Below are 9,767 nucleotides of genomic sequence, written 5' to 3'. Positions count from 1 at the left end.
GGGGGGGGGGGGGGGGGGGGGGGGGGGGGGGGGGGGGGGGGGGGGGGGGGGGGGGGGGGGGATGGTGAGTTGGCCGGGGTCGGGGTCGGGGTCGGGGTGGGGGTCATCCAGGTGGGCGGCCAGCAGGCGGGCGTTGGCCAGGTCGAGGTAAGCGGCGTCGCGTAGGTGGAGGGCGGCGGCTTCTCGGCCGTGCTTGCGCAGCATGGTGAGGGCGGCCGCGTGCAGGTGCGGGTCGTCGTCGGCGAGGCGGGCCGCGGCCTCGGCCGTGCCGGCGGGCAGGTGGCCGTCGCGCAGGAGCGCGCGGAGCGCGGACGCGGCGTGCGCCATGCCGAGTCCGGTGCCCTCGCGGAGGGTCGCGATGGCGCGCGCCTTCCTGCCTTTGGCGTGCAGGGCCCGCGCCCGGGCCTGGAGTGCGGCCGGGATCGGGGTCAACGTCGCGGCGGTCGCGCCCATGTGCGGCCCTCCTCGCTGTTCGGTCCTCCCTGGATACCGCGTCGGGCCGGGCGGGTGCGGGAGAACGCGCCAGGGCGGGCCATCCCGCGGGGGCGGCTTGTCCGGCCCTTGCCCTTGAAAGACAACTCGGTTTACTATTTGGGCAACCAGGTTGTCTAAATGGGGAGTGAGCGTGAGCTTCATCCGCCATACCGTCGAGAGCGCGCCCGAGGCGTCGCGCCGTGCCATGCGCAACGTCGAGAGGGCGCAGGGCCACCTGCCCGCCGCGGTGGCCTTGCTGGCCGAGTCGCCGGCCACCCTCAACGGGTTCTTTCAGGCCAGTGCCCTGTTCGAGGGCGGCGCGCTGGAGCCGCTGGCGCGCGAGACCGTCATCATGACCGTCGTCGTCCGCAACGAGTGCCATCTCTGCGTCGCCCTGCACACCGCCAAGCTCGGCGCGCTCGGCGCCGCCCCCGCGCTCGTCGAGGCGCTGCGCGCGGGCGGCCCGCTGGACGATCCGCGCCTGGAGGCCGTCCGGACGTTCACCCTGGAGGTGATCGCGACGCGCGGCGCGGTGCCGGCGGAGGCGATGGACGCCTTCCTCGGCACCGGCCGCACCCGCCGGGAGGCCCTGGAGATCGTCCTCGGCATCGGCGCCTACACGATCTCCACGTTCGCCAACCGGATGGTGGACGCGCCCCTGGACGAGGCCCTCCGCCCCCACGCCTGGCACCCCCCGCTCAGCACGGCTGGGGCACCGGATCCTCGGCTGCCCGGCTGACCTCCTCCCACGCCGCCCAGGTGTCCATCTTCTGCCGCGACGTCGCGAAGGCCACGTCGTAGACCATGCTGCCGAGCAGCAGGCGGAGCGGCGGGTCGTCGCTGTCCACCGCCTTCATGACGGCCTCGGCCGCCAGGGCGGGCAGGCTGTCCACCGAGCCCTCGGCGAACCGCCGCGCCAGCTCCTCGCGCAGGCCGGCGTACTCGGGCATGGGCTCGGTGGCGGCGAGGCCGGTCGTGTAGAGGTCGGTCCAGTAGCCGCCGGGCTCGACGATCGTCACCTTGACGCCGAAATCCGCCGCCTCGGCCGCGAGCGCCTCGCTCATCCCCTCCAGGGCGAACTTGCTCGCACTGTAGAGGCCGGTCATGGCGAACCCGGCGAGCGCGCCGATGCTGGAGATCTGCAGGATGTGCCCGCTCCGCCGCGCCCGCAGGTGCGGCAGGACGGCCTGCGTCACCCAGAGCGCACCGAACACGTTGGTGTCGAACTGGGCGCGGGCCTCCTCCTCGGTGAACTCCTCCAGCATCCCCATGGCGAGGAAGCCGGCGTTGTTGACGACCACGTCCAGGCGGCCGAAGTGGTCGACGGCCTCGTCCACCGCCGCCCGGACGGCGGCGCGGTCGGTGACGTCCAGGGTCAGCGGGAGGAGGCGCCCGGGATGGGCGGCGGCCAGGTCGGCGAGGGGCGCGACGTCGCGCGCGGCGCCGGCGACGCCGTCCCCGGCGGCGAGCGCCGCCTCGGTGAAGGCGCGGCCGAGGCCGCGGCTCGCTCCGGTGACGAACCAGGTGCGCGGTGCGGTGGTGGTCATGGTGCCCCTCCTCGATGAGACGGTACGGTCCGTCTCGTCTAGAACGGTAGCACCGGTCCGCGCCGTTAGCAAGACGGTGCGTCTCGTCTCGTTCGGATAGGGTGATCGCATGACGTCCCCACGCCGCGCCCCGGCGGCCGCGCGCCGCAGCGAGGCGACCCGCCGCGCCATCCTGGACGCCGCCCTCGACCTCGCCGCGGAGGTCGGCTACGCGCGGCTCAGCATCGAGGCGATCGCGGCCCGCGCCGGCGCGGGCAAGCAGACGATCTACCGCTGGTGGCCGTCCAAGGGTGCGGTGCTGTTCGACGCGCTGCTCGCCCTGTCCGACGGCGCGGACGGGCCGGCCGAGCTGCCCGACACCGGCGACCTGGAGGCCGACCTGAAGGCGGTGCTGCGCGCCACCGTCGAGGAGTTCGCCGACCCGCGGGTGAGCGAGCCGATGCGGGCGCTGTCGGTCGAGGTCCTGCTGGACGAGCGGCTCGCCGCCGAGTACCGCGAGCGCCTCGACGGGCCGGTCCGCGCGATGAAGCTGCGGCGCCTCCAAGCCGCGCGGGAGGCCGGGCAGCTCGCGCCGGACGCCGACCTGGACATCGTCCTCGACATGATCTGGGGCCCCGTCCGCGACCGCTGGCTCTACCGCGAGGGGCCGCTGACCGCCGACTTCGCCGACGCCGTCGTCGAGACCGCCCTGGACGGCCTGCGCCCGCGCCCCTGACTCACAGGGGCGCGGGCGCGACGGGCGTCAGAACGTCTTGCTGGTGGAGCCGAGGAACGCGCCCTGCGCGGGCAGCACGAACCGGAAGTAGTAGCCCTTGCCGCGCTTGAGCCCCGACAGCGACACCCAGCCGTCGGACCGGACCTTCGTCGCCGTGTAGTAGTGCCAGGTCTTGGCGCCCTTGCGCCGGTAGTAGAGCTTGACCTTCAGGCCCTTCAGCGACGAGAAGGACTCCTGGCCGTTGTACCAGTCCTGCACGGTCCCGTAGACGTGGGTGCCGTGCGCGGACCGGGACGCGTCCGCGTCGTCCCAGTGCGTCTTGTCGGTGAAGGTGGCGGACGCGGTGGCGCTGGAGGACGCGAGCAGGTCGCCGCTCTCGGCGACCCGCGCCTGCCAGTCGGCGGTGCCGATCACGGGGCGCAGGTCCACGTGCAGGCGGCCCTGGTCGTCGGCCTGCCCGCCCCAGGTGCGGTGCCAGGTCTTGGAGCCCTTGGGCCGGTAGTAGAGGTCGACGGACTGGCGGGGCAGTCCCGCCCAGGCCGAGCCGTTCCACGCCTGGACGGTGCCGAGCGCCTGGATGCCGGTCCGCGCGTGCGCCTCGGCCTTGGCCGCCGACAGGTGGAACGAGGCGATCCGCGTCTTGGAGATCGCGTGCAGGACGTGCGGGTAGGCGGCCCGCACGTGCCCGTAGAAGGTGAAGGCGCTGGAGCCGGTCTCCACCGACCAGGCGCTCGTGTAGGCGACGGGGAGGGTGATCCGATAGCGGCCGTCCGCGCCGCTGGCGCCGGTGAAGGAGTGGCCGGCGCCGTCGCCGTCGGTGCCGCCGAGGACGATGCGCGCGTCGGGGAGCGGTCGCCAGGCGCCTTCGACCTGGATCTGCACGGTCCCGGTGAAGGCGACCGAGGTGCCGGCCGGGACCGAGGCGGGGAGCGTGGCGTCGGGCAGCAGCCGCGTCGGCGACTGGACGACGTCCTCCTTCAGGGGGCTGCTGACCTCGCTGAACCGCTCGTCGTCACCGGCGAAGCGGGCGCTGACCCATGCCTCCCCGGAAGGCAGGTCCACGCTGGCGGAGAAGCGCCCGTCCGCACCGGTGACGGTGGTGGAGAGGGTCTGGCCGGGCGCGATGATCTGTACCGGGGCGCCCGCGATCGGCGCCTCCTCGTCGGTGCCGGCCGCCTGGACGAGGCGGCCGCTGAACACGACGGTCCGGTCGGTGTAGCTCACCCGCTGCTTGGAGGCGGCGAACTCGGTGAAGGTGGCGGAGTGGACAGGGGTGGCGTGCGCCGGCGCGGCCAAAGCCACGGGGAGGGCGACGGCGGCGGCGACGGCCGCGACGGTGCGCAGGGACAAGGCGTCCTCGGTTCCGCGGGGGAGGGGGGATGCGGGGAGGAGTGGATCATAGACCGCGATTCGATCTTGCAGGTGAACCGTCCGCGAACCGTTCCGCAAGGGGTGCTGTCAAGGCGCTCCGACCTGCGCGGACGCCAAGGTTAATCTTTCGCTTACCTTTACCGCGCGGCCGGCCCCCAGCGGTCCGGGTCGGGGACGGCGAAGGAGCCGAGCAGCCCCGGCAGCAGGCCCGGCAGGTCGGCGATCTCGCCGCGCCGGATGCGGGTGTAGGCGACCTGGTAGATGCCGCCGACGATCGTCTCGGCCATCAGGTCCGGGTCGGGGTAGTGCGGGTACAGCTCGCGCACGTTGTCGGCGATGAGCTGCGCGAACGCGCCGATCGCGGCGTCCCGGCGGGCCGCCGCGGCGGGCCCGGCGGCCATCGACTCGACGACGCAGGTGCGCGCGGCGGGCGGGTCGGCGGCCAGGAACTCCAGGAACGCGGCGAGGCCCGCGCGCAGCCGGGACGGCGCGTCGGCGCCCGGCGCGTCCCGGTAGGCGGCGACGACGCTGCCCATGAGGCGCTCGACGACCTCGTCGTAGGCGCGGGCGAACGCGTCCTCCTTGTTGCGGAAGTGCACGTAGAACGTGGCGCGCGAGACGCCGGCGCGGCCGATGATGGCGTCGACGGTGAGCTCGCGGACGCCGGCGGTGCCGGTGACCTCGACGACGGCGGCGAGGATCCGGTTCACCTGGTGCCCGGCGACGAAGTCGGGGGACAGCCGGTGCCGGCCGGAGGGCAGGCGCCGCAGTTCCGCGGGCTCCCCCGCCCGGCCCGGTTCGTGCATGGCGACCCCCGTCCGCTGGCGTCCCTCGCCGGATCGTCTCACGGACCGGCGCCGCGGTCAGCGGACGGTGACGACGGCCGAGCCGTGCCCGAACAGGCCCTGGTTGACGGCGATGCCCGCGCGTGCGCCCTCGACCTGGCGGCCCTCGGCGCGGCCCCGCAACTGCCAGGTGAGCTCGCAGACCTGCGCGATGGCCTGCGCCGGGATCGCCTCGCCGAAGCTGGCCAGGCCCCCGGAGGGGTTGACGGGGACGCGGCCGCCGAGCGCCGTCGCGCCCGACCGGAGCAGCGCCTCGGCGCCGCCCTCTTCGCAGAGCCCGATGTCCTCGTACCAGTCCAGTTCCAGGGCGGTGGACAGGTCGTAGACCTCGGCGAGCGAAAGATCTTCGGGGCCGATTCCGGCCTCTTCGTAGGCGGCGGCGGCGATCGCCGGGCGGAACGCGAGGTCGGGCGGCGGGACGGTCATCGCCGAATCGGTGGCGAAGTCGGGCAGGTCGAGGACGGTCTTCGGGAACGTCGGCGTCGCCGTGGACAGCCCGGAGATCCGCACCGGGTCGGCAACGCCGTGCGCGCGCGCGAACTCGACCGAGGAGAGGACGAGCGCCGCGCCGCCGTCGCTCGTCGCGCAGATGTCGAGGAGGCGCAGCGGGTCGGCGACGACCGCGGACGCCGCGACGTCCTCGGCGGTGACCTTCTTGCGGTACCGGGCGTTGGGGTTGGCGAGGCCGTGCCGGGCGTTCTTGACCTTGACGGCGGCGAAGTCGTCCAGGGTCGCGCCGTGGATCGCCATGCGGCGGCGGGCGTAGAGCGCGAAGTAGATCGGGTTGGTGGCGCCGAGCAGCCGGAACCGGAGCCAGTCGGGGTCGTCGGGGCGGTCGCCGCCGACCGGCTTGAAGAACCCCTTCGGCGCGGCGTCGGCGCCGACGACGAGCGCGACGTCGCAGAGCCCGGCGAGGATCTGCGCCCGCGCGTTCCCGATCGCCTGCGCGCCCGACGCGCACGCCGCGTACGAGCTGCTGACGCGCGCGCCCGACCAGCCGAGCGCCTGCGCGAACGTGGCGCCGGCGATGAACCCCGGGTAGCCGTTGCGGATGGTGTCGGCGCCCGCCACGTACTGGACGTCCGGCCAGCTCAGCCCCGCGTCGGCGAGCGCCGCCCGCGCCGCGGCGAGCCCGTACTCGACGAAGTTGCGCCCCCACTTGCCCCACGGATGCATCCCGGCGCCCAGCACGGCGATGTCCCTGTTCAATTGCCTCGCCTCCGCTCGGCGGCGAGCGGCCGCTCCACGCGCCGTCTTCCCTCGTCGCTCCGGTCGCTTCGCTCCCTGCGCTCCTCAGTCCAGACGACGCGCGTCCGCTCGCGGCTCATCCCACCGGCCTCCACATCCAGACGGTGTACTCGGCCTCGTCGTCGGCGTACAGGACGCCCTCGGTCAGCTCGACGGCCATGCCGACCTCCAGGTCCGCGACGCCGACGCCGGGGACGACCTGGCCGAGGACGACGAGGCGCTCCTCGTCCAGCTCGACGGCGGCGACGGTGTAGGGGACGAACGGGTCGGGGGAGACGTAGGGCGGCGGCGGCTTGTAGCGGGCGTCGGCGTAGGACCAGACGCGGCCGCGCGGGGAGAAGGCGTACTCCGCCAGCTCCGAGCCGTCCTTCGGGCCGGCGCACCGCGGGTTGCGGCAGGCCAGCTCGTTGCGGGGGAAGTAGGGGGTGCCGCAGGAGGTGCAGCGGGTGCCGAGCAGCCGCGCCGTGCCGTCCGCGGCCGTGAACCAGCCGTCGACCGCCGGGCGGCGTTCCTTGGTCGCACTCACCCGCGCAGCTTACCAACCAAGCGACCGCTCAAATCAAGCCCCGGGACGGCGAGCACCGCGACCGCGTAGAGCGCGAGGACGTACAGGCCGGTGCCGGTCCAGTGCGCCCGCTCGAACGCCAGGCCGCCGAGCGAGCCGCCGACGCTGCTGCCCAGGTAGTAGGCCGACAGGTAGAGCGCGGACGCCTGCGCGCGGGCGCGGGTGGCGCGCAGCCCGACCCAGCCGCTCGCGACCGCGTGGACGGCGAAGAACCCGCAGGTGAACACCAGCAGCCCGAGCGCGACGGGCGGCAGCGCGGACGGCAGCGTCAGCAGCAGCCCGCCCGCCGCGAGGCCGCCCGCGGCGAGCAGCACCGCCCGCCGCCCGTGCCGGTCGGCGAGGACGCCCGCGCGGGCCGAGGCGACCGAGCCCGCCAGGTTCGTCACCGCGATCAGGCTGACGACGGAGGCCGGCAGGTGGAACGGTGCGGCCAGCAGCCGGTAGGTGAGGAAGTTGTAGACGGTGACGAACCCCGCCATCGCCACGAGCGCGATCAGGTAGAGGCGCCGCAGGCCCGGGTCGGCGAGGTGGGCGAGCAGCGGCCGGTAGTCCACCCGGGCCGGCCGGAAGCAGCGCGAGGGCGGCAGCAGCGCCCAGAACGCCAGGGTGAAGCCGAGCGCCACGAGCGCCGTCGCGGCGAGCGCCCACCGCCAGCCGCCGAAGTCGGTGACGACGCCGGGCACCGCCCGCCCGAGGACGCCGCCGATGCCCGTCCCCGCGACGTAGCGGCCCATCGCGCCGCCGAGCGAGGCGTGGTGCACCTCGTCGGCGAGGTAGGCCATCGCGACCGCCGGGACGCCCGCGAGCGCGACGCCCTGCGCGGCCCGCACCGCCGCGAGCGCGCCGAAGGTCGTGCAGAGCGGCAGCAGCAGCCCGACCAGCGCGGACGCGACCGACGACGCGACCATCACGCGGGTGCGGCCGTAGCGCTCCGACAGCGAGCTCACCGGGATCACCGCGAGCGCGACGGCGCCGGTCGCCAGCGACACGAGCAGGCTCGCGCGGGCGGGGGAGACGCCGAACGCGCCCGACAGCTCCGGCAGCAGCGCCTGCGTGCAGTACAGCGACATGAACGTGGTGAGCCCGGCGGCGAACAGCGCCAGGTTCACCCGGCGCAGGCCGGGGGAGCCGGGCCGGTGCTTCTCGACGTCGGGGGCGAGGGCGGGGGCGAGCGTCATGGGTGCCAGCCTCGCCCGCCTGCGCTGATGCGTCCAATGGGGTTACGAGCGGAAACCGATGCGCGGTATGCATGATTCATGGACCTGACGACCGTCCGCTGGTTCCTCGCCGTCGCCGACGTGGGGCACGTCACCAACGCCGCCGCCGATCTCGGCGTCTCGCAGCCCGCGCTGTCGCGCGCGATCGCCCGGCTGGAGGACGATCTCGGGCACCCGCTGCTGGACCGCGCCGGCCGCGGCGTCGCGCTCAGCCCTTACGGGCGGCTCTTCCGCGAGCACGCCGCGCGCCTGGTCGCGGTGGAGGACGCGGCCCGGCGCGCGCTCGGGCAGGCCGCCGACCCCGAGCGCGGCGAGGTGTCGCTCGCCTTCCTGCACACCCAGGGGCCCTCGTTCGTGCCCGACCTCATCCGCCGGTTCCGCGCCGGGCGGCCCGGCGTCCGGTTCCGGCTCGCGCAGGACCGCGCCGGGCGGGTCGGCGCCGCCGTCCGCGAGGGCCGCGCCGACCTCGGCATCACCAGCCCGCGCCCGGACGACCCGGCGCTGGAGTGGGCGCCGCTCGTCACCGAGCGCCTCCAGCTCGTCGTGCCGGCCGCGCACCGCCTCGCCGGGCGCCGCCGGGTGCGGCTCGCCGACGTCGCGGGCGAGCCGTTCGTGGCGTTCCGCCGCGACGCCGGGCTGCGCCGCATCTTCGACGAGCTGTGCGCGGCGGCGGGCGTCCGGCCGCTGATCGCCTTCGAGGGGGAGGAGACCGCGACGGTGCGCGGCCTCGTCGCGGCCGGGCTCGGCGTCGCGGTGGCGCCGCCGCCCCCGCCGGGCGAGGAGGACCTGCACGGGGTGCGGCACCTCGCGCTCACCGCGCCGTCGGCGGCCCGCACCATCGGGCTCGCCTGGGCCGCCGGCCGCACCCGGCCCCCGGCCGCCGAGGCGTTCCGGCGGTTCGTGCTGGCCGACGCCCGGCACCCGGGGTCAGGTAACTGACCCGTCAGTCAGTTTCGGTAGGGTGGGACCGAGCCGGATTCGGATCGGCCCGAGCGAGAGCGAGGAGCACGGATGCGCACAGGTCTCACCGGCAAGACGGCCCTGGTCACGGGAGCCTCCCGGGGCATCGGGAAGGCGATCGCGGCCGCGCTCGCCGCCGAGGGCGCCAACGTGGTGCTCTCCTCCCGCAAGCAGGACGCCCTGGACGAGGTCGCCGCCGAACTGCGCGCCGCCCACCCCGGCGTCGGCTTCCTGCCGAAGGCCGCCCACGTCGGCGACGCCGAGCAGGCCGCCGCGTGCGTGGACGCCGCCGTCGCCGAGTTCGGCGGGCTCGACGTCCTGGTCAACAACGCCGCCACCAGCCCGCACTTCGGGCCGCTGACCGAGATCACCCCGGCCGCCGCCGGCAAGACCGTCCAGGTCAACCAGTTCGCCGTCGTCCAGTGGACGCAGCTCGCCTGGCGGGCCGCGCTCCGCGAGCGCGGCGGCGCCGTGATCAACATCGCCTCGGTCGGCGGGATGGTCACCGAGCACGGCATCGGGTACTACAACGCCACCAAGGCCGCCGTCATCCACCTGACCCGGCAGTTCGCCGTCGAGCTCGCCCCGCGCGTGCGGGTGAACGCGATCGCGCCGGGCCTGGTGAAGACCGCTCTCGCCCGCGCGCTGTGGGAGGAGAACGAGGCCGCCATCGCCAAGGCGATGCCGCTCGGCCGCATCGGCGCGCCCGAGGACATCGCCAACGCCGCCGTCTTCCTCGCCGGGGACGCTTCGTCCTGGATGACGGGGCAGACCCTGGTGGTGGACGGCGGCTCGACCATCCGACCGTCGATCGCCTGAGCGAAA

Annotated in this window: 10 protein-coding genes; 4 read left to right on the top strand and 6 right to left on the bottom strand. The window is 75.0% G+C overall.

Annotated features, from left to right (window positions below; translation table 11 throughout):
- The first annotated feature begins 625 nt into the window (after positions 1-625).
- Positions 626-1,213, top strand: coding sequence for a carboxymuconolactone decarboxylase family protein (locus tag K1Y72_RS16785; protein WP_220167270.1), 588 nt, complete (start codon positions 626-628; stop codon positions 1,211-1,213).
- Here K1Y72_RS16785 and K1Y72_RS16780 read toward each other — a convergent pair.
- The gene (locus K1Y72_RS16780; protein WP_220167269.1) at positions 1,173-2,021 is read right to left on the bottom strand and encodes an SDR family NAD(P)-dependent oxidoreductase; all 849 of its coding nucleotides are present in this window, start codon (positions 2,019-2,021) and stop codon (positions 1,173-1,175) included. The genes K1Y72_RS16785 and K1Y72_RS16780 overlap by 41 nt on opposite strands.
- A gap of 109 nt (positions 2,022-2,130) precedes the next feature.
- Between K1Y72_RS16780 and K1Y72_RS16775 the strand changes: the two genes are divergently transcribed.
- Positions 2,131-2,736, top strand: coding sequence for a TetR/AcrR family transcriptional regulator (locus tag K1Y72_RS16775; RefSeq protein WP_220167268.1), 606 nt, complete (start codon positions 2,131-2,133; stop codon positions 2,734-2,736).
- A 27-nt stretch (positions 2,737-2,763) separates the two neighbouring features.
- Here K1Y72_RS16775 and K1Y72_RS16770 read toward each other — a convergent pair whose 3' ends face one another.
- From K1Y72_RS16770 to K1Y72_RS16750, 5 genes are all read right to left on the bottom strand, one after another.
- Positions 2,764-4,086 carry a carboxypeptidase-like regulatory domain-containing protein gene (locus K1Y72_RS16770; protein WP_220167267.1) on the bottom strand — a complete coding sequence of 441 codons (1,323 nt, stop codon included), beginning with the start codon at positions 4,084-4,086 and terminating at the stop codon, positions 2,764-2,766.
- 158 nt (positions 4,087-4,244) lie between these two features.
- Positions 4,245-4,913: a TetR/AcrR family transcriptional regulator gene (locus K1Y72_RS16765; RefSeq protein WP_220167266.1), complete on the bottom strand. Its 669-nt coding sequence runs from the start codon at positions 4,911-4,913 to the stop codon at positions 4,245-4,247.
- 57 nt (positions 4,914-4,970) lie between these two features.
- Positions 4,971-6,128 carry a lipid-transfer protein gene (locus K1Y72_RS16760; protein ID WP_220167288.1) on the bottom strand — a complete coding sequence of 386 codons (1,158 nt, stop codon included), beginning with the start codon at positions 6,126-6,128 and terminating at the stop codon, positions 4,971-4,973.
- Positions 6,129-6,276: 148 nt separating this feature from the next.
- Complete coding sequence (locus tag K1Y72_RS16755) at positions 6,277-6,726, bottom strand: Zn-ribbon domain-containing OB-fold protein (protein ID WP_220167265.1); 450 nt, start codon at positions 6,724-6,726, stop codon at positions 6,277-6,279.
- Complete coding sequence (locus K1Y72_RS16750) at positions 6,723-7,943, bottom strand: MFS transporter (RefSeq protein WP_220167264.1); 1,221 nt, start codon at positions 7,941-7,943, stop codon at positions 6,723-6,725. The genes K1Y72_RS16755 and K1Y72_RS16750 overlap by 4 nt, the downstream gene beginning before the upstream one ends.
- 78 nt (positions 7,944-8,021) lie before the next feature.
- On the opposite strand from K1Y72_RS16750, the gene K1Y72_RS16745 reads away from it, so the two are divergent.
- Both K1Y72_RS16745 and K1Y72_RS16740 read left to right on the top strand, forming a co-directional pair.
- Positions 8,022-8,921: a LysR family transcriptional regulator gene (locus K1Y72_RS16745; RefSeq protein WP_220167263.1), complete on the top strand. Its 900-nt coding sequence runs from the start codon at positions 8,022-8,024 to the stop codon at positions 8,919-8,921.
- Between the two features lie 72 nt (positions 8,922-8,993).
- Positions 8,994-9,761, top strand: coding sequence for an SDR family oxidoreductase (locus K1Y72_RS16740; protein ID WP_220167262.1), 768 nt, complete (start codon positions 8,994-8,996; stop codon positions 9,759-9,761).
- Positions 9,762-9,767 lie beyond the last annotated feature (6 nt).

Source organism: Actinomadura parmotrematis (assembly GCF_019458805.1).
Taxonomy (GTDB): domain Bacteria; phylum Actinomycetota; class Actinomycetes; order Streptosporangiales; family Streptosporangiaceae; genus Spirillospora; species Spirillospora parmotrematis.
Note: the sequence above shows the minus strand (reverse complement) of the source record. Positions and strands in the feature narration are given on the sequence as shown.

What these genes read in the sequence shown, in the direction of transcription:
- K1Y72_RS16775 (WP_220167268.1), top strand. Translation starts at nt 2,131, where the DNA reads ATGACGTCCCCACGCCGCGCCCCGGCGGCCGCGCGCCGCAGCGAGGCG.
- K1Y72_RS16760 (WP_220167288.1), bottom strand. Translation starts at nt 6,128, where the DNA reads ATGCATCCGTGGGGCAAGTGGGGGCGCAACTTCGTCGAGTACGGGCTC.
- K1Y72_RS16765 (WP_220167266.1), bottom strand. Translation starts at nt 4,913, where the DNA reads ATGCACGAACCGGGCCGGGCGGGGGAGCCCGCGGAACTGCGGCGCCTG.
- K1Y72_RS16745 (WP_220167263.1), top strand. Translation starts at nt 8,022, where the DNA reads ATGGACCTGACGACCGTCCGCTGGTTCCTCGCCGTCGCCGACGTGGGG.
- K1Y72_RS16780 (WP_220167269.1), bottom strand. Translation starts at nt 2,021, where the DNA reads ATGACCACCACCGCACCGCGCACCTGGTTCGTCACCGGAGCGAGCCGC.
- K1Y72_RS16740 (WP_220167262.1), top strand. Translation starts at nt 8,994, where the DNA reads ATGCGCACAGGTCTCACCGGCAAGACGGCCCTGGTCACGGGAGCCTCC.
- K1Y72_RS16750 (WP_220167264.1), bottom strand. Translation starts at nt 7,943, where the DNA reads ATGACGCTCGCCCCCGCCCTCGCCCCCGACGTCGAGAAGCACCGGCCC.